Origin of the sequence: Rhodoferax sp., from assembly GCF_034519335.1 — a bacterium.
In the GTDB taxonomy this organism is placed as follows: Bacteria; Pseudomonadota; Gammaproteobacteria; order Burkholderiales; family Burkholderiaceae_C; genus Allorhodoferax.
Map to the genome: position 1 here is coordinate 52109 of NZ_JAXHOL010000019.1, position 17594 is coordinate 69702.

The 17594-nt window shown below is 60.1% G+C and carries 18 protein-coding genes; 15 read left to right on the forward strand and 3 right to left on the reverse strand.

Features of this window, described 5'->3' with window-relative positions; translation table 11 throughout:
* Positions 1-77: 77 nt before the first annotated feature.
* The 5 genes from U5O12_RS08020 to U5O12_RS08040 are packed head-to-tail and all read left to right on the forward strand — an operon-like array spanning position 78 to position 6264.
* Positions 78-1232 carry an EscU/YscU/HrcU family type III secretion system export apparatus switch protein gene (locus tag U5O12_RS08020; RefSeq protein ID WP_322578125.1) on the forward strand — a complete coding sequence of 385 codons (1155 nt, stop codon included), beginning with the start codon at positions 78-80 and terminating at the stop codon, positions 1230-1232.
* A complete protein-coding gene (flhA, locus tag U5O12_RS08025; RefSeq protein WP_322578126.1) occupies positions 1229-3310 on the forward strand; it encodes a flagellar biosynthesis protein FlhA in 2082 nt (693 codons plus the stop codon). Before U5O12_RS08020 ends, flhA begins: the two co-directional genes overlap by 4 nt.
* Positions 3307-4755 carry a flagellar biosynthesis protein FlhF gene (flhF, locus tag U5O12_RS08030; protein ID WP_322578127.1) on the forward strand — a complete coding sequence of 483 codons (1449 nt, stop codon included), beginning with the start codon at positions 3307-3309 and terminating at the stop codon, positions 4753-4755. Before flhA ends, flhF begins: the two co-directional genes overlap by 4 nt.
* Entirely contained in the window at positions 4748-5548 is an 801-nt protein-coding gene (locus U5O12_RS08035) for a hypothetical protein (protein ID WP_322578128.1), read from the forward strand. Before flhF ends, U5O12_RS08035 begins: the two co-directional genes overlap by 8 nt.
* A complete protein-coding gene (locus U5O12_RS08040; protein WP_322578129.1) occupies positions 5548-6264 on the forward strand; it encodes an RNA polymerase sigma factor FliA in 717 nt (238 codons plus the stop codon). The genes U5O12_RS08035 and U5O12_RS08040 overlap by 1 nt, the downstream gene beginning before the upstream one ends.
* Before the next feature lie 12 nt (positions 6265-6276).
* On the opposite strand, the gene U5O12_RS08045 is transcribed toward U5O12_RS08040, so the two are convergent.
* From U5O12_RS08045 to flgA, 3 genes are all read right to left on the reverse strand, one after another.
* Positions 6277-6660: a hypothetical protein gene (locus tag U5O12_RS08045; RefSeq protein ID WP_322578130.1), complete on the reverse strand. Its 384-nt coding sequence runs from the start codon at positions 6658-6660 to the stop codon at positions 6277-6279.
* 39 nt (positions 6661-6699) lie between these two features.
* On the reverse strand, positions 6700-7032 hold the full coding sequence (flgM, locus tag U5O12_RS08050) for a flagellar biosynthesis anti-sigma factor FlgM (RefSeq protein WP_322578131.1): 333 nt from the start codon (positions 7030-7032) through the stop codon (positions 6700-6702).
* A gap of 94 nt (positions 7033-7126) precedes the next feature.
* A complete protein-coding gene (gene flgA / locus U5O12_RS08055) occupies positions 7127-7870 on the reverse strand; it encodes a flagellar basal body P-ring formation chaperone FlgA (protein ID WP_322578132.1) in 744 nt (247 codons plus the stop codon).
* A gap of 219 nt (positions 7871-8089) precedes the next feature.
* On the opposite strand from flgA, the gene flgB reads away from it, so the two are divergent.
* The 10 genes from flgB (at position 8090) to flgK (ending at position 17587) form a co-directional block, all read left to right on the forward strand.
* On the forward strand, positions 8090-8533 hold the full coding sequence (gene flgB, locus U5O12_RS08060; protein ID WP_322578133.1) for a flagellar basal body rod protein FlgB: 444 nt from the start codon (positions 8090-8092) through the stop codon (positions 8531-8533).
* 28 nt (positions 8534-8561) lie between these two features.
* Positions 8562-8966 carry a flagellar basal body rod protein FlgC gene (flgC, locus tag U5O12_RS08065; RefSeq protein ID WP_094475704.1) on the forward strand — a complete coding sequence of 135 codons (405 nt, stop codon included), beginning with the start codon at positions 8562-8564 and terminating at the stop codon, positions 8964-8966.
* A gap of 14 nt (positions 8967-8980) precedes the next feature.
* Positions 8981-9631: a flagellar hook assembly protein FlgD gene (locus U5O12_RS08070; protein WP_322578134.1), complete on the forward strand. Its 651-nt coding sequence runs from the start codon at positions 8981-8983 to the stop codon at positions 9629-9631.
* 25 nt (positions 9632-9656) lie between these two features.
* On the forward strand, positions 9657-11057 hold the full coding sequence (flgE, locus tag U5O12_RS08075; protein WP_322578135.1) for a flagellar hook protein FlgE: 1401 nt from the start codon (positions 9657-9659) through the stop codon (positions 11055-11057).
* Between the two features lie 16 nt (positions 11058-11073).
* Positions 11074-11814 (forward strand): flagellar basal-body rod protein FlgF, encoded by a 741-nt coding sequence (flgF, locus tag U5O12_RS08080; protein WP_322578136.1) that lies wholly within the window; start codon positions 11074-11076, stop codon positions 11812-11814.
* Positions 11815-11912: 98 nt separating this feature from the next.
* Entirely contained in the window at positions 11913-12695 is a 783-nt protein-coding gene (gene flgG, locus U5O12_RS08085; protein ID WP_322578137.1) for a flagellar basal-body rod protein FlgG, read from the forward strand.
* 16 nt (positions 12696-12711) lie between these two features.
* Positions 12712-13428 carry a flagellar basal body L-ring protein FlgH gene (locus tag U5O12_RS08090; RefSeq protein ID WP_322578138.1) on the forward strand — a complete coding sequence of 239 codons (717 nt, stop codon included), beginning with the start codon at positions 12712-12714 and terminating at the stop codon, positions 13426-13428.
* Between the two features lie 66 nt (positions 13429-13494).
* Positions 13495-14637 (forward strand): flagellar basal body P-ring protein FlgI, encoded by a 1143-nt coding sequence (locus U5O12_RS08095; protein ID WP_322578139.1) that lies wholly within the window; start codon positions 13495-13497, stop codon positions 14635-14637.
* Between the two features lies 1 nt (position 14638).
* On the forward strand, positions 14639-15577 hold the full coding sequence (gene flgJ / locus U5O12_RS08100; RefSeq protein ID WP_322578140.1) for a flagellar assembly peptidoglycan hydrolase FlgJ: 939 nt from the start codon (positions 14639-14641) through the stop codon (positions 15575-15577).
* Positions 15578-15589: 12 nt separating this feature from the next.
* Positions 15590-17587 (forward strand): flagellar hook-associated protein FlgK, encoded by a 1998-nt coding sequence (flgK, locus tag U5O12_RS08105; RefSeq protein WP_322578141.1) that lies wholly within the window; start codon positions 15590-15592, stop codon positions 17585-17587.
* Positions 17588-17594 lie beyond the last annotated feature (7 nt).

Genomic DNA, 17594 nt, shown 5'->3' on the forward strand with positions numbered 1-17594 from the left:
GGGGAATGCCCCGCTTATTGCACTTTAGTTTCAGAGGTCGGTCGCGACAATGGTGAGAACTCGAGAGCTTCTTCACCATGGACCAAGGCAGCCAAGATCGCAATTTACCCGCGTCGGAACGCAAGCTCAAAAAAGCACGCGATGACGGCCAGGTGGGGCGCTCACAAGACCTCTCGCACCTTGCGGTACTGGGTGCTGGTGCCATGGCCGTTCTGGTGCTGGCCCCCATTCTTTTCGATCATCTCAAGCACAGCATGGGACAGCAATTGTCCTTTGATGCTGCAACCGTCATGCGCCCCGGCAGCATGCTGCAGCGCCTGGGCGACGCTTCAGTCGTGGGCTTGGCAGGCTGCGTAGCATTCGCTGGCATTGTGATGACTGCAGCCATTATTGCTGCGGTTGCTTCAGGCGGCTGGGTCAACAGCCTCAAGCCGTTGATGCCGGATTTCAGCCGCCTCAACCCGCTGTCAGGCCTGGCCAACATGTTCACGAAGAAAAAGATGCTCGACACATTGAAGATGTTGTTGATCACGAGTGTGCTGTTTGCGATTGCAACCTGGTTTTTGAGCTCCGGACTGCAAACCATGGCTGCGCTAATCCGCCAACCGTCCAGTGCAGCCATCGCTCAGTTGACCCAATGGATTACCGGGGGAGTTGGTTTGTTATTGCTGGTGGTATTTCTTGCTGCCATGGTGGACGTCCCCTTGCAGTCCTTCTTGCACAAGGACCAGATGAAGATGTCCCACCAAGAGGTCAAGGAAGAAAGCAAGGAGTCCGACGGCAACCCCCAACTCAAAGGCAAGATTCGCCAGAAGCAGCGTGAGATTGCACAGAGAAGCAGCGTCAACGCCGTACCCAAGGCTGACTTTGTGGTGATGAATCCAACCCACTTTGCCGTGGCCATTCGGTACGACGAAAAAACCATGCGCGCACCCCGCGTGGTGTCCAAGGGCGCCGATCTGCTGGCCATGAAGATTCGGGACGTCGCCAAACAACATTCTGTGCCGGTACTGCAGTCCCCCATGCTGGCGCGCGCACTCTTTGCCAATGCAGAGCTGGACCAAGACATACCCTCTGCGCTTTACACCGCAGTCGCACAAGTTCTGGCATACGTCTACCGTGTTCGCGCAGCCTTGCGCGGCGAAGGCAGCATGCCGCAAGAAGTGCCGCAACCCTTTGTCCCCCCTGAACTGGATCCCCAGTCCAAAACTCTGAAGGCGACAACCGCATGAACGCGCAAATCAAATCCCTGCAACAGTGGCTGGGCAGCAATTCCACTGCCTTCCAGGGCGCCGCAGCTCCCATGTTGGTGGTGGCCATCCTCGCCATGATGGTATTGCCTCTCCCGCCACTGATTCTGGATACATTTTTCACCATCAACATCGCCGTTGCCTTGATGGTGATGATGGTTGCCGCCTACATGGTTCGGCCCTTGGATTTCGCCGCTTTTCCTTCTGTATTGCTGCTCACTACCTTGATGCGTCTCTCGCTCAACGTTGCGTCAACCCGGGTAGTGCTACTGGAAGGCCACACAGGCCCCGGCGCGGCAGGCGCGGTGATCGAGGCCTTCGGCCACTTTCTGATTGGGGGCAACTTTGCGGTCGGCTTGATCGTGTTTGCGATTTTGGTGGTGATCAACTTTGTCGTGGTGACCAAGGGATCGGAGCGGATCGCCGAAGTGTCAGCCCGCTTCACGCTGGATGCCATGCCAGGCAAACAAATGGCCGTGGACGCAGACCTGAACGCAGGTTTGATTGACGAGCGAGAAGCCAAACGGCGGCGCGCTGAAATTGGCGAAGAGGCGGAATTTTTCGGCTCCATGGACGGCGCCTCCAAATTTGTGCGCGGTGACGCTATAGCCGGCATTTTGATTCTGCTGATCAACATCTTTGGCGGCTTCGCCATCGGCATCCTGCAACACGACCTCAGTGCGAGCCAAGCCGCCAACTCCTACATATTGTTGGCCGTCGGTGATGCACTGGTCGCCCAGATTCCGGGCCTCCTGATCTCCGTAGCCGCGGCCATGGTGGTTTCCCGCGTAGGCAAAGACAAAGACATCGGCAAACAGATTGTGGGTCAGATGTTTGTGTCACCCCAGGTTTTGGGCGTCACGGCAACCATCATGTTCATTCTGGGGATCATCCCCAATATGCCGCATTTGGTGTTCCTGAGCATTGCCGCGGTGCTGGCCTACGGCGCCTGGATGCTGGCTCACAAACCCATTCCTGTGGATCCACAAGCACAAGCGCCAGCCCCGGTGACTGACGGTGAAGCATCGTGGGACGACCTGCAGCCCGTGGATCAACTGGGTCTGGAATTGGGTTACAGGTTGATCGCTCTGGTAGACAAAACACGCCAAGGCGATTTGCTCAACCGCATCAAAGGGGTGCGGCGCAAGTTTGCGCAAGAAGTGGGATTTTTGCCGCCCGCCGTGCATGTGCGAGACAACTTGGAACTCAAACCCAGCGCTTACCGCATCACCTTGCGTGGTGTCATTGTGGGCGAAGGCGAGGCTTTCCCGGGCATGCATCTCGCCATCAATCCGGGTGGCATCACGACCCCGCTGATTGGAACCGCCACCACCGACCCGGCATTTGGTCTTCCTGCCCACTGGATCGACGAACGCCAGAAGGAAGCAGCGCAAATGGCAGGATTTACGGTGGTTGATTCTGAGACTGTCATGGCCACCCATTTGTCACACTTGATGCAAGTTCAGGCCTCCAAATTGTTGAGCCGAACAGAGACACAACAACTCGTAGAGCACGTGGCAAAACTGGCCCCCAAACTGATAGAAGAAGTGGTACCCAAAATGGTCTCGGTTGCCGTGTTCCAGAAAGTCTTGCAGCTGCTGCTGGATGAGTCGGTTCATATCCGCGATATCCGCACCATCATCGAGTCCATCGCAGAACACGCAACGTCCACCACCGACCCGGTTGAGTTGGCCAAACGGGTGCGCATCGCCTTGTCCCCCGCCATCGTTCAGCAAATTTATGGTCCTACCCGTGAGCTCAACGTGATTGCAATTGATCCCGGACTGGAGCGCCTGCTGGTGCAAGCCCTGGGCAGTGCCTCCGGCCCCGCACTGGACCCCGGTGTTGCCGACATGTTGAGCCGCACCGCAGCAGAGACCGCGCTCAAACAAGAGGAAATAGGGGTACCTGCCTGCCTGCTGGTTCCAGACCCCATCCGCGGTGCCATCTCTCGTTTGGTTCGCCGAGTGGCACCCCGCCTGCAAGTGCTCGCCCACAGCGAAATTCCTGAAACCCACACTATCCGCATTGGTCCGATTCTCCGAGGTGCCACACCATGAACATCCAACGTTTTACCGCAGCAACCTCCCGTGAAGCTTTGGCCAAGGCCCGCTTGGCCTTCGGCGAAGGCACCTTGATCTTGTCCAACCGCCCCACGGAGCATGGTGTAGAAGTGGTGGCCACCGCTGAGGACACGTTGGCCAGCCTGGACCGGGCCGTAACCCCGGCCGCCAGCAAGGCGCAAACAGCGCCGCGCCGTCCCACCGCACCTGGGAGCTACCAAGAAGTGGCCAGCAAAGTGGAAGAAGATGCGGAACAACTGGCTATGAGTACCCTGTCTTTCCAAGACTACGTAAGAGAGCGCATGCTGCGCCGCCGGCATGAGGCTGCGCAAGGATCCACCCAAGAGGCACTGCCCGCTCCAGCACCAATGCCCCCCGAGCGCCCACGGCCTCCTGCTCTGACACAGCGTATTGCTGTGGATGTGGCACCACCCGCACCCAAGCCAGTGGCTGTGCGCAAGCCCCAAACCCTGCCCGCTACAGCGGCGGTGAACAAAGGCGTGATGGACGAGCTCCACGCCATGAAGGAGCTGATCGAAGACCGCTTCAACACCCTGACCTGGCTGGGACAGGCACGCCAGAATCCGATTCAATCCAACATGATGTTGAAGATGATTCGCGCGGGATATTCCCCCACGCTGTCGCGAGCGATACTGGAGCGTATGCCCGAGGACATGGACGCACCGGAATCGGTGCGCTGGGTCATGGATGTGCTGGAGCGCAATCTGCGGACAGACGCCGGAACACCCGCGCTCCACGAAGAAGGTGGCGTGTTTGCGCTGATTGGAGCGACAGGTGTGGGCAAGACGACCACCGCAGCCAAACTTGCCGGTTTGTGTGCACGCACCCACGGCCCAGGCAGCGTGGGCCTCATCACGTTGGACACTTACCGCGTTGGCGCCCACGAACAGCTGCGTGCGTACGGCAAGATGCTGGGTGTAGTTGCCCACCTGGCCCACGACAAGGCGGCCCTGCAGGATCTGCTGGGCCTGTTGTCCAATAAAAAAATGGTGCTGATCGATACGACCGGCATCGCCCCCCGGGACCCGCGCAAGCGCGAACTCATGGAATTGCTGGACCTGCCCGTGATCAAACGTCTTTTGGTATTGAACGCAGGCGGTCACGGCGACACGCTGGATGAAGCGGTCAACTGCTTCAAAACCAATACGTCACAACAGGCCATCTTCTCCAAGATTGATGAAGCAGTAAAACTTGGCCCGGCAATTGATGCCGCCATTCGCCACCAGTTGCAGCTACGGGGTATCACCACAGGGCAACGGGTCCCTGAGGACTGGGAACCCGCAGTGGCTGCCAAGCTGGTACGCATGTCCATGCGCACCGCGGGCATCTCTGCCTACGACCCCAAAGTCAGCGATTTGGGCTTCTTCTTTAGTCAGCCTACCAGCACACAGGGCGCACCCAAGGGGCGCATGGATGCTTGAACGCCCCATTAACCAAGCTGCAGGCTTGATGGACCTGGCGGTGACGCCGAGCCCCAAGCTCACGGCCATGGTGGCGCATGGTGACGAGCAGGCCGAACTCCCTTTGCTCTTGCGCCTTTGCGCCGCATTGGTGGGATTTGGGTATCCAGTCACCGTGCTGGACGGCACGGTCCGCGAAAATGCCGACAACCCCGGACTGGAGCAATTGCTGGACTACAGCCACGCACCGGCACCAACATCTGACGCGCCCTCTTGGGCCGTTTTACCTGCCGCATGGGGTCTGCAAACCCTGGCGAGCCGCCAACAGACAGAACACAACGCCTTGGCAGACACAGGGTGGATGTTCCCGCACGAAAGTGTGGTCATTGTTTACAGCACCGCACAGACCCTTGTTCCCCTCCTCAAGGGCAGTACGGTGCGCCCGGTTCTCACTGTTTCCACCGCAAAGGCATCGCTGCTGACCAGCTATTTGGCGCTCAAGCGGCTTTTGCTCAAAGGCAGGCTTGAGCCTACCATTGTGAATGTGCTTGCGGCCCCACATGGCGTATCCTCTCAGTCTGGCGCACAGACAGCAAGCACGGGCTTGCGCGATTACGCCAAGTATTTTCTGGATTACGAAGTGAATGCACTGACGATCCCCGCTCCCGGGGTAGATGACCGCCCAAGTGCCAGCACTGAGCGCTTGGCACTGGGCCTGCTCGAAAATGCATTGCCACTGGATGCAGGTTGGACACCCATGCCCCGATCCACTGGTGTCCGCCCAGTCATCGCACGTACGGTAGGGAACCATTGATGTATACCGCCAAAGGCCAATTGGACCGCAGCGCGCTGATCAAACAGTACCAACCCTTGGTGCGGCGTTTGGCGCACCACATGATGGCCAAACTCCCACCCAGCGTGGAGGTTGATGATCTGATTCAGGTGGGCTTGATCGGCCTGTCCGACGCATTGACCCGGTACGAAGCGTCCCAAGGGGTTCAATTCGAAACCTTTGCCACACAGCGCATACGTGGCGCGATGCTCGATGAGCTGCGGGAAAACGATTGGATGTCACGTGGCTCACGCAAGAGCCAAAAAGAAATTGAAGTGGCTTTGCGCCGCCTGGAGCACAAATTGGGACGCAGTCCCGCAGAGTCCGAAATCGCAGCGGAACTGGGCATGAGTCTGGCGGACTACCAAAGTCTGTTGGGCAAGGTACGTGGCACGCAGTTGGTGTACCTGGAAGACATGTCACGCCGTGACGACGATGACGACACCTTCCTCGATCGCCATGTAGCGGATACCGAAGCCGACCCCTTGAACATGCTGCGCGACCAACGCTTGCGTGAATCCTTGGTCGCTGCTATCAAAACCTTGCCCGAGCGCGAACAGTACATCATGAGCATGTACTACGAGCAAGACATGAACCTCAAAGAGATTGCGGCGGTGTTGGATGTGACAGAGTCACGTGTCTGCCAACTTCACAGCCAATCCATTGCCCGCCTACGCGCCAAGATGCGCGCGCATTGAGGGCAAGCCCCTTCAGGCGCTAAAGCCCTGAAAGCGGCCTGACGACTTGGCGCCCGAACCGTAAGGCCCAGCGGCCGCGGCATAGACCGGTGTGTACATGGCAGGCACCACCATGTGTAGCGCCTGCTCCACCAGTGCCTGACGGCGCAACATCTGCTCCCGCACTTGGGCGAGTCCTGCACCCAATACCCGCAAACGGGCTGCATCCGCCTCACGCAGGTGAGGTCCGAGCGGCTTCCATGGAGCCAACAAAGCATTCGCCTCAACAGCCAGTGACTGAAAAGCTTGTGCTTGCACCGCCATGTCGTCAACTGCGCCGGTCTTGAGCGCCAACGACAAAAACGCCAGCTGCGCCTCAAGCGCACTGAGCGTGGAATCCAGGGTGGGTTGTGACATGTCAGGTTCCTCGCACTTGGTTAAGTGCGCAGGACCTGTTTACCGCGCGGAGCGGTTCAGCATTTCCTGCGCGTTGGACAACAATTTGTCGGCAATGGCTTCGGCGTTCACCACATAGGTTCCATCTTGGATGGAAGCTTTCACGCTGGCCACTTTCTGGGTATCGATGTCTGCAGTCTCGCTGCGCTCGGTTTTTTCCAACGAACGCGCCAACGTAGAGACGGTCACAGCCACGCCAGCTTCGCGCGAGCTTTGTGTCGCCTTGCTGGTGGCAGCTGTGCTCGCGTTGGCGTTTTGGGCCGCTTTTTGGGCTGCGCCAGACACCGTGGGCGAAACAGAAGCAGGAATATCTGTGGGTTGACCTATTTTCATCGCGTTCTCCAAAACTACGGTAGGCGTAGCCTCGTACAGTAGTTATCGGCTGCATCATGACTGACTTTAGGAGTTTTTGCACAAATAAAGCCTTTTAAAGCTCAATTTTCACTGTGCGTACATCCAGCACAATTCCTGATGCAACACGCCCGTTTTCCATTCTCACGCGTGCCTGTTGCCCCACCACACCGGCAGACAGTGCTTGCGCCTGACTGCTAACCTGAAACCCGGCGCCCTGTGCCAGCACGCGTACGGAAGCGCCAGCCTGAAACACCTGGGCAGGCTTAACCATCCCTTGGCGCAGCGTTTGTCCGGTGCTGAGCAGGCGAGTGGCTGTCTGGCCTACCCACAGGGTGCGGTCAACCAGTACCGGACTGGCTTCTTCAGCCCAGTCCACGTCAGCCTCCATCACATCAGCCTCCGTCACCAAGTTGCCGGCTGGCACGTGGCCACGCATGACCCACGCCTTGCCAGTGGCTTTAACGACCACCGGCAGCGTAATATTCCAGCGAGTCACTCCATCCACACAACGCAGGCCAACACGGCTGCGACCCCATAAGCGGGCACCAACAGGCAAATGTGGCTCGATATTGCCGCAAGCAGCCAAGCGCAGACGACTGTCCAGCGCGCCCACTTCCGCCTGCATGCGCAAATTTGCACCCTGCGGCTGCGATTTTTGTACCGCTTCGTTCACCCACCGCTGGGCCTCAGCGCGCAGAGCCTCCAGGCCGGCATCTTGAACTTGGGCTTGCGCAAACGCGGCGCCACAAGCAGCCATCGCAATGGTGCAAATGCAGCGCGCCAGCGCGCGTTGAAAAAACGGATAGAAGTAGGGCATGGATAGCTCCAGATAAGGACCGGCGCCGCGCCCCAGCATGCAGTTGGACCAAGGCACCTCAGGTCGATAACTATAGGTAGCCTCGCCCAGCGCGAGGACGGCAAATACGCCCCATTCACCCCGCTATTCCACGTCTAAAAAATTTAAGCTTTTCCCATAATTGCCGCACGCCCCAAGCCCACACCCGTAGTGCAAGGACGCTCTTTGCTGAGGTATGCCATGTTCCCCAATCTGACCAATGCCCTGGACTTTCAATCGAAAGCCTTGGTGCTGCGCGCCGAGCGCCAGCGGGTGATTGCCAGCAACATTGCCAACGCGGACACCCCTGGCTACAGCGGCCGCGACATCAACTTCAAACAGGCCATGGGGCAGGCGCTCGGTGATTCGGGCATGACGCTGGCTCCCAGCACCAGCCAAAGCATGACCTCTGCCGGAACCACGCACGCGCGCCACATCCCCTTGCCCAGCAGCACCGCAGATGGCTCCAATGGCAGCGGCAGGCTTGACTACACCGTCCAGACCCAGCCTGCCATGGACGGCAACAGCGTGGACTTGGACCGCGAGCGCGCCAGCTTTGTCGACAACTCAGTGCGATACGAAGCCACTCTCCGCTTTATTAACGGCTCTTCCCGGACGATCTTGAGCGCCATTCAGGGGCAATGACGCAACCACCTGACCACAGAGGCACACCATGTCCATGTTCTCCATCTTTAATGTGTCGGGCAGCGCAGTTAGCGCCCAATCCCAGCGTCTGAACGTCGTCGCCAGCAATTTGGCCAATGCTGACGCGGTGGCGGGGCCGGATGGGCAGGCGTACAAGAGCCGCCAGGTCATTTTTGAAACGGTGCCCATGGAGTCCCCAGCGTCTTCAGGCGTCAAGGTCAGCTCCATCAAAGAGAGCAACGAGCCCTTCAAGCGTGTCCACAACCCCATGCACCCGGCAGCCGATGCGGAAGGCTACGTCACCCAATCCAACGTGAATCCGGTGGAAGAAATGGTGAACATGATTTCTGCCTCCCGCTCCTACCAAAACAATGTGGAAGTCATGAACACAGCCAAGACGCTGCTGCTCAAGACCCTGCAAATGGGTCAATAAACCAGGAGACAACTATGGTTACCAGCGTCACATCCTCCACAGACACCAGCTCACTGGTGAACAGCACCACCAGCAAGCAAACCGATGTGGATGCCCAGCAAGATCGGTTTTTGAAACTCCTGGTCGCGCAGCTCAACAACCAAGATCCCATGAACCCCATGGACAACGCCCAGATGACCAGCCAGATGGCGCAAATCAACACGGTCTCCGGCATTCAGCAGCTCAACGAAACGATGAAGAGCATGTCCACCCAGTTCAGTGCCATGCAGGTGCTGCAAGGTGCCTCGCTGGTGGGCAAGGGCGTTTTGGTCGAATCCAACACCCTCACCGTCAAGGACGGAGTGGCTGCAGGGGCCGTAGACCTGGCGACCAAAGCGGACAAGGTAACCGTGCAGGTACTCTCACCCGGCGGGCAGGTACTGGACAAGTTCGAACTTGGCGCACAGGACGCTGGCATGCATGGCTTCCAGTGGAACGCCTCCACCTACCAAGGACCGGGCTCCCCCACCTTCAAGGTCACGGCAACACTAAAGGGGGCCGCCGTCACCAACACGGCACTGGCCCACGACACCGTGGTCGCCGTGAGCTCCAGCAACGGCAACATGACGTTGGAACTGGCGGGTCGCAACGCTGTGGCCTACACCGACGTCAAGTCGATTCTCTAATTCTCACTCCCCAAGAGGAAACACCATGAGCTTTCAAACAGGTCTCTCCGGCTTGAACGCCTCCAGCAAAAGTCTGGACGTGATTGGCAACAACATCGCCAACGCCAACACGGTAGGCATGAAATCATCGCGCGCAGAGTTTGCTGACCTTGTAGCTTCTTCGTTGGGCGCAGCCGGCGGGGCGTCCAAAGGGGCGGGGATTGGTGTGTCCGTGGCCACCATCGCGCAACAGTTCTCGCAAGGCAACATCAACATCACCGGCAACAGCCTGGACGTCGCCATCAACGGTGGTGGATTCTTTCAGGTCACGATGCCGGATGGCTCGACCGCCTACACGCGAGACGGACAATTCAAACTGGACCGGGATGGCAACATTCTGACCAACACCGGCGCCAATGTGATGGGCTACCCCACTGACTTGCTGGGTAACTCCACCAGCGTGACGCCGGAAATCATCTCAATTCCCACCGGCGCCCCAATTCCAGCGCAAGTGACCACCGAGATCACCGCCGAGTTCAACCTGGATGCACGGGCCAAGGTCGCGGCAAGTACCTCGCCCCCTACACCCATCAGCACCTACGGCACCTCACTCACCACCTTTGACTCGCAAGGCGTCGAAGTGCCTGTGAGCCTTTACTTCGTCAAAACCGGGCCCGACCTGACCGCCAATCCAGCCGTGGCCGCAGACACCTGGCAGGTCTATGACTCCACCACACTGGCAGCAGGTACGGCGGCATTGGCCACCAACTCTGCGACTTACGCGACCCACACCGCAAACGTTGCATGGAACACCGCCAACCCTGGCCCCAACCAACGTGCAACCTTTGCTGCGGCCGGAACAGGAACATTCGCGGCAGACGCTCAACTGGCCACCGTTGCGAACGGCAGCCTGTTCCAGATGACCTTTGACGTCAATGGTGCACTGGTAACACCCGCGGCGGCGCAAACGTTGACACTGACATCACCCAACGTAGCCATTGGCACTTTCACCGCTGCGCTGGACTTGAGTGGCGCAACGCAATATGGCACTGCTTTCACAGTCTCCAACCTCACCCAAGACGGCTACACCGCTGGCGAACTGACAGGGATCAGCATCGATCCATCAGGCGTCATCATGACCCGCTACTCCAACGGTGAAAGCCAAGCACGCGGCAAGATTGCCTTGGCCGATTTCCGCAATGTGCAGGGCTTGACCCCAACCGGCGGCGGCAACTGGGTCGAGACCTTTGCATCCGGGCAGCCTGTGCTCGGTGAGCCCGGCATCGGCAAGTTTGGCGAGTTGCGCGCAGGCGCACTGGAGGACTCCAATGTGGACCTGACCGCCGAGCTGGTGAACATGATGACGGCCCAACGCAACTACCAAGCCAATGCCCAAACCATCAAAACGCAAGACCAGATCATGTCGACCCTGGTCAACCTGCGCTAACCGGAGCTGACGCACCATGGACCGTTTAATCTACACGGCGATGACGGGGGCCAATGCGGCTGCGAACCGCCAAGCGGTCCTGTCCAACAACCTTGCCAACGTCTCCACCAATGGATTCCGTGCGCAGCTGGCGACCTACCGTGCCGTACCGCTGCGGGGCGAAGGTGCTACCACCCGGGTTTTTGCCCTGGAAGCATCCGCCGGTCACTCCACCAAACCCGGCCCCGCCATGCGCACCGACCGCGCCCTCGATGCCATGGCACTGGGCGACGCCTGGTTCTCGGTACAGGGCTTGGACGGCAACGAGGCTTACACCCGCAACGGCCACTTTGAAGTGAATGCCGAAGGTGTGTTGACCACTGGCAATGGCCTGCAAGTTTTGTCGAGTGATGGCTCCGCCATCACGGTCCCCGCAGGTGCGGATGTCAGCATCAGCCCGGACGGCAACATCAGCGCCAAAATTGGCAACCAGCCCGCCAACAGTGTGGGCCGCCTGAAGCTGGTGGTTCCCACTGCAGAAGACCCGCTCAAACGCGGCGACGACGGACTCTTTCGGGCGCTATCGGGTGAACCTCTCAACACCGAGGACACCGCACGTGTACACCCAGGAATGCTGGAAGGCTCCAACGTCAACGCCATTGAAGCCATGGTGGGCATGATCCAGACCGCGCGCCAATTTGAAGCGCAAATGCGCCTGATGCAAACCGCCGAATCCAACGACCGCGCCGCTGGCCAGCTGCTCAGCCTGCAAGGCTAAGCCACCAGGACATGCTGTGAACCCCCACGCTCATTCACATTCGCTGCCCCCCGAGGGGGCGCATGCCTCCTTTGAGGCGGCACTACAGGAGGCATAACATGATCAATTCCCTTTGGATCTCCAAAACCGGCATGGAAGCCCAGCAAATGCAGCTGGATGTCATTTCCAACAACTTGGCCAACGTGTCCACCAACGGTTTCAAAAAATCGCATGCAGTGTTTGAAGACCTGATGTACCAAAACCTGCGCCAGGTCGGCACCGCGGTGAACGAGCAGGCAGTTTTGCCCACTGGCCTGCAAATTGGTCTGGGGGTGCGGACTGTGGCCACCAGCCGGTCTTTTGCCCAGGGCAACCTCCAGCAGTCCAGCAACAACCTGGACGTCGCCATTCAGGGCAACGGCTTCTTCCAAGTCACCATGTCAGACGGCACCGTGGGCTACACCCGCGACGGCGCCTTCCAGCTCGACAACCAGGGCCGCTTGGTCACCTCCGGCGGCCTGCCCGTGCTCAACGGCATCACTGTGCCCGCCAATGCCACCAGCCTTGCCATTGCACAAAACGGTGAAGTCACGGTGCAAGTACCCGGCAATACCGCTCCGCAGCCCGTGGGCACCATCACCTTGGCCAGCTTCATCAACCCCGCGGGCTTGGAGCCCAAAGGCCAAAACCTGTATGCCGAAAGTGTGGCCTCGGGCCAGCCCAACGCCGGCAATGCCGGAGAGAACGGCCTGGGCACCCTGATGCAAGGCTTTGTGGAAACCTCCAACGTGAACGTGGTGCAAGAACTGGTCACCATGATCCAGACCCAACGCGCCTACGAAATGAACTCCAAGGCCATTCAAACCTCTGACCAGATGTTGCAAAAGCTCGGCCAGCTTTAATTTCGCGAGGTAAGCCATGACCTACACGTCCTCACGCCCCACGGCGCCGCGCCTGCTACGCACCACGGCCGCAACCGCTGCCATCGTGTTTCTCACCAGCGCCTGCCAGCAGTTGCCGCAGAAAGTCACGGTAGATTTTGCCGAGCCACGTGTGGCAGCAAGTACCGCAGCCACCCAAGTGGCGGCCCGGCCCGCCACTGGCAGCCTCTACCAAAACGTGGCCTATCGCCCGGCTTTTGAAGACCGCCGGGCACGCCAAGTGGGCGACACCGTCACCATCCAGATTGCTGAGAACGTGACGGCCAGCCAAAAGTCCACGTCCACCGTCAACCGCAACACCTCGGTCGATGGCGCTGTGACCGCTTTGCCGTTCAACGACCTCTCGGGCCTCTCCAAATTCAACGTCGGCGCCACCACCAACAACAACTTCTCCGGCAAAGGCGGCACAGAAAGTGCCAATACCTTCGCGGGCTCCATCACCGCCACGGTGGTCGAAGTTTTGCCCAACGGCCACATGGTGGTTACTGGTGAAAAGCAAATTGGTGTGAACCAGAACGTGGATGTACTGCGCTTCTCGGGCACGGTAGACCCGCGCATGGTGCAACCGGGCAGCGTGATCAGCTCGACCCAGGTGGCCAACGTGCGGGTTGAATCTCGCGGCCGTGGCGCCCAAGGCGAAGCGCAAACAGTTGGCTGGTTATCCCGGTTCTTTTTAAACGTTAGTCCCTTCTAAAGATCTCCAGAATTGTGCCGAGGGGTAACAGGTCCAGTCGGACCGTCCCCGTTACCGACTCTGCACATGAAACACTGGAACCCAACACCCCTCAGCACCGGCCGCCGCTGGCTTGGCGGTCTGTGTGTGGCGCTTGTCATGGCAAGCAGCGGACCAGCCCATGCCGCCCGCATCAAGGAAGTCGCCTCCATCGAAGGCGTGCGCAGCAACCAGCTCACCGGCTTCGGGCTGGTGGTGGGGTTGGACGGCACGGGTGACCAAACCACCCAGATGCCCTACACCACGCAGGGCCTCAAAAACTACATGGAGCAGCTGGGCCTCACGCTCACCGCAGCCTCCCAAGCCCAGTTGCAAATGAAAAACGTGGCCGCCGTGCTGGTCACTGCGCAACTGCCCGCTTTTGCCCGCCCAGGCCAATCGCTGGACATCAACGTGTCTTCGCTGGGCAATGCCAAATCCCTCAAGGGCGGCACCCTGATCGCGACCCCCCTCAAAGGCGCCGATGGCGAGGTGTACGCCCTGGCCCAGGGCAACCTGATCGTCGCCGGAGCCGGTGCCGCCGCAGGTGGCAGCAAGGTACAGGTTAACCACCTCAGTGCCGGACGCATTCCAGATGGCGCGCAAGTGGAACGCAGCGTACCCACCGCTCTGCAAGAAGGTCCCACCATCAACCTGAGCCTGAGCGCCTCCGACTTCCAGACTGCCCGCAAAGTCGCCCAGTCCATCAACAACCGTTTTGGCAACAGCATTGCCCAGGCGTTGGACGGCCGCACCGTGCAAGTCAAAGCCCCCACCAACCCCAACGAACGCGTTACCTTCATCGCAGAAATGGAAGAGCTGCCAGTCGAAAACTCGATTGCAGCGGCCAAGGTCATCATCAACTCGCGCACCGGCTCCATCGTGATGAACCAGGCCGTAACCCTGGGCCCCTGCGCCGTGGCCCATGGCAACTTGTCCATCAGCGTGTCTTCCACGCCTGTCATCAGCCAGCCCAATGCCTTGTCGGGCGGGCAAACCGTGGTGGGCGAACAAGCCGCCATCGACATCAAACAAGAAGCTGGCAAGCTCATCCAGCTGCCTGCCGCCACCCAACTCACCGACGTGGTGAAAGCCCTCAACTCCCTGGGGGCCACGCCGCAAGACCTGCTGGCCATCCTGCAAGCCATCAAGTCGGCCGGCGCCCTGAATGCGGAGCTGGAGGTCATCTGACATGGGCTACGGCAACAGTCTCGGGACGCCCTCACTGGGCAATATGCAAAGCTTGGCGGTAGACACCCAATCGCTGGGTGCGCTCAAGCTGCAGGCGGGCAAAAACTCGCCTGAAGCCATCAAGGAAACCGCCAAGCAGTTCGAATCGCTGTTCATGCGCGAGCTGGTCAAAAGCATGCGCGAGGCCACCATGAAATCCGGCATGCTGGACAACCCCGGCAGCGACCTGGGCACCGACCTGCTGGACCAGCAGCTCGCTGTCAGCATGTCGGGCCAGCCCGGCGGCCTGTCCGACCTGATCGCACAGCAGCTGACGCGCCAAATGGGCATCACCGCAGAACCTGGCGCCGAATCCGCCATGCCCGTGCGCCCCCAGACCCTGGGCAGCTCCACACCGTCTGCGGCCCCACGGGCCACCGCATCAGATGCCACCCTGCCGCCCGTCAAGATCAAGCGCACCCCGACGGAAAGCCAGGCCAACTTTGTGCGCCAGCATTCCGACGTGGCCAGCAAAGTGGAAAAAGCCACCGGCATCCCAGCCAGCTTCATGCTGGGCCAGGCCGGCCATGAAACCGGCTGGGGCCGTGCGCAGATCAAAACCAAAGGCGGCGGCAACTCCTTCAACCTGTTTGGCATCAAGGCCGGTGCCAGCTGGACCGGCAAGGTGGCAGAGATCACCACCACCGAATACGTGAATGGCGTCGCCAAAAAGCAGGTCGCCAAATTCCGCGCCTACGACTCCTACGAAGATTCCTTCAAGGACTACGCCCGCCTGATCTCGGAGAGCCCGCGCTACGCCAAGGCCCGCGCCCAGACTGGCTCGGCCCAGGCGTTTGCCAGCGGCCTGCAAAAAGCGGGCTACGCCACCGACCCCGAATACGCCGCCAAACTGAGCCGCGCCATCAACACCACCCTGCACCTGCGCCGCCTGCAGGTGTAACCGGACGCCACCATGAGCATTCTCAACATCGGCACCCGCGCGCTACAGGCCAACCAGGTCGCGCTGCAGACGGCGGGCAACAACATTGCCAACGTCAACACGCCCGGTTACTCGCGCCAAACCGTCACGCTGCAAACGGTGGAGGGCCAGTTCACCGGCGGTGGCTACATCGGCAAGGGCGTGGATGTGCAAACCATCCAGCGCAACTTCAGCGCCTTTTTGACCCGCCAATCCACCCTGGCCAGCTCGGTGCAGGCTGCGGACGTCACCCGTTCCGACAAGCTCAGCCAGCTCGAGGGCATCTTCCCCGGCGGCACCAGCGGATTGGGCGCGGCCATCAGCGAAATGCTGAACGCGTTTTCTGACGTGGCCAGCGCCCCCACCGACCTGACCGCCCGCACCGTGGCCCTGACACGGGTGGACGAAACCGCCTCACGCATGCGCTCGGCATCACAAGCCCTTGACGACTTGCAACAGGGCGTGGACCAAGAACTGCGCCAGAAGGCCAACGCCATCAACACCCTGGCACGCGGCATTGCCGAGGTCAATGACGAGATCGCCCGCGCCCAAGGCACCGGCCAGCCCCCCAATGACCTGCTGGACCGGCGCGACCAACTGGTGCGCGAGCTCAACCAGTACGTGCAAACCACATCCATCCAGGCAGACGATGGCACGGTGGGCATTTTTCTGGCCAGCAGCCAGGCTCTGGTGCTGGGTACCACGGTGTCTCCCGTGTCTATCGTCAGCGATGACTTTGGCGACACGTTAAAGAACAAGCTCGCCATCACCCGCAACGGCCTGACTGTGGTGCTGGACGAAAACGCCCTGGGCGGCGGCGAAGTAGCTGGCCTGCTGCGCTTTCAAAACAGCGATTTGGTAGAAGGCCGCAACCTGCTGGGTCGCCTGACCATGGCCGTGAGCACCGCCATGAACGCACAGCACCAGCTGGGGCTGGACCTGGACGGCAACTTTGGCGGCAACCTGTTTACCCCCGCCAGCTTCAATGGCCAAAACATCCGCCAGCCCGTGCCCCCGGCCACGCTGAACACCGGCACCGGTGGGCTCACCCTGGCCATCACCGATGTCAGCAAGTTCGCCGCATCAGACTACGAAATCAACTTCAGCTCCGCCACCTCGGGGTCCATCACCCGCCGCTCCGACGGCCTGGTGGTGAGTTTTCCGCAAACGCCAGCCCCCACCTCGGGCGCACTGGCCAATGTGGACGGCCTGGACATTTTTGTGTCGGGCACCCCCAACGTGGGCGACCGCTTTTTGCTCAAGCCCTTCAGCACCTCGGCCAGCAACATCGACAGCGTCTTCGCTACCCCGCGCAACCTGGCAGTGGCCAGCCCGATTGCGGGCTCCATGGGCAGCACCAACCAGGGCAGCCTCAAGCAGGTGTCCATCAGCGCGCGCACGCTGCCCATGTCATTGGCCACACCCGTGGTGTTTACCTTTACCGGTACCAACACCTACACCCGCAGCGACGAAACCCCGGTGGCCAACACCACCGTGTTCACCTACACACCGGGCCAAGCCATCGAGGCGGAGTTTCCCAACAACTACCCCACGCTGCCGCCCACCTATAACGACCCGCTGACTGGCTGGACCTTCACGTTGCAAGGCTCCCCCAAGCCGGGCGACACCTTCACGGTCATCGACATCAAAGACCCGGCCTACGGCGTGGACTACAAGCTCAACTCGGGCAACGCCACGGCCATGATGAACCTGCGCGATGTAGCCATGTTTGACGGCGCCGCCCTGACCGACGGCTACGCCAGCCTGATCTCGCAAATCGGCATCCGCAGCCAAAGCGCGGCCTACGCGGCCGAGGTGTCCAGCTCCATTGCCACCAATCTGGAGAAAGACCGCACTGGCGTATCGGGCGTGAACCTGGACGAAGAAGCTGCCAAACTGCTGCAATACCAGCAGGCCTACCAAGCGTCTGCAAAGATGATTCAAATCGCGCAGAGCATTTTTGATACCCTGATGCAAGGCCTCAACCGCTGAGGCACCG

Excerpts from the sequence above, each read along its gene's own strand:
- U5O12_RS08020 (WP_322578125.1), top strand. The coding sequence starts at position 78 with ATGGACCAAGGCAGCCAAGATCGCAATTTACCCGCGTCGGAACGCAAG.
- flhA (WP_322578126.1), top strand. The coding sequence starts at position 1,229 with ATGAACGCGCAAATCAAATCCCTGCAACAGTGGCTGGGCAGCAATTCC.
- flhF (WP_322578127.1), top strand. The coding sequence starts at position 3,307 with ATGAACATCCAACGTTTTACCGCAGCAACCTCCCGTGAAGCTTTGGCC.
- U5O12_RS08035 (WP_322578128.1), top strand. The coding sequence starts at position 4,748 with ATGCTTGAACGCCCCATTAACCAAGCTGCAGGCTTGATGGACCTGGCG.
- U5O12_RS08040 (WP_322578129.1), top strand. The coding sequence starts at position 5,548 with ATGTATACCGCCAAAGGCCAATTGGACCGCAGCGCGCTGATCAAACAG.
- U5O12_RS08045 (WP_322578130.1), bottom strand. The coding sequence starts at position 6,660 with ATGTCACAACCCACCCTGGATTCCACGCTCAGTGCGCTTGAGGCGCAG.
- flgM (WP_322578131.1), bottom strand. The coding sequence starts at position 7,032 with ATGAAAATAGGTCAACCCACAGATATTCCTGCTTCTGTTTCGCCCACG.
- flgA (WP_322578132.1), bottom strand. The coding sequence starts at position 7,870 with ATGCCCTACTTCTATCCGTTTTTTCAACGCGCGCTGGCGCGCTGCATT.
- flgB (WP_322578133.1), top strand. The coding sequence starts at position 8,090 with ATGTTCCCCAATCTGACCAATGCCCTGGACTTTCAATCGAAAGCCTTG.
- flgC (WP_094475704.1), top strand. The coding sequence starts at position 8,562 with ATGTCCATGTTCTCCATCTTTAATGTGTCGGGCAGCGCAGTTAGCGCC.
- U5O12_RS08070 (WP_322578134.1), top strand. The coding sequence starts at position 8,981 with ATGGTTACCAGCGTCACATCCTCCACAGACACCAGCTCACTGGTGAAC.
- flgE (WP_322578135.1), top strand. The coding sequence starts at position 9,657 with ATGAGCTTTCAAACAGGTCTCTCCGGCTTGAACGCCTCCAGCAAAAGT.
- flgF (WP_322578136.1), top strand. The coding sequence starts at position 11,074 with ATGGACCGTTTAATCTACACGGCGATGACGGGGGCCAATGCGGCTGCG.
- flgG (WP_322578137.1), top strand. The coding sequence starts at position 11,913 with ATGATCAATTCCCTTTGGATCTCCAAAACCGGCATGGAAGCCCAGCAA.
- U5O12_RS08090 (WP_322578138.1), top strand. The coding sequence starts at position 12,712 with ATGACCTACACGTCCTCACGCCCCACGGCGCCGCGCCTGCTACGCACC.
- U5O12_RS08095 (WP_322578139.1), top strand. The coding sequence starts at position 13,495 with ATGAAACACTGGAACCCAACACCCCTCAGCACCGGCCGCCGCTGGCTT.
- flgJ (WP_322578140.1), top strand. The coding sequence starts at position 14,639 with ATGGGCTACGGCAACAGTCTCGGGACGCCCTCACTGGGCAATATGCAA.
- flgK (WP_322578141.1), top strand. The coding sequence starts at position 15,590 with ATGAGCATTCTCAACATCGGCACCCGCGCGCTACAGGCCAACCAGGTC.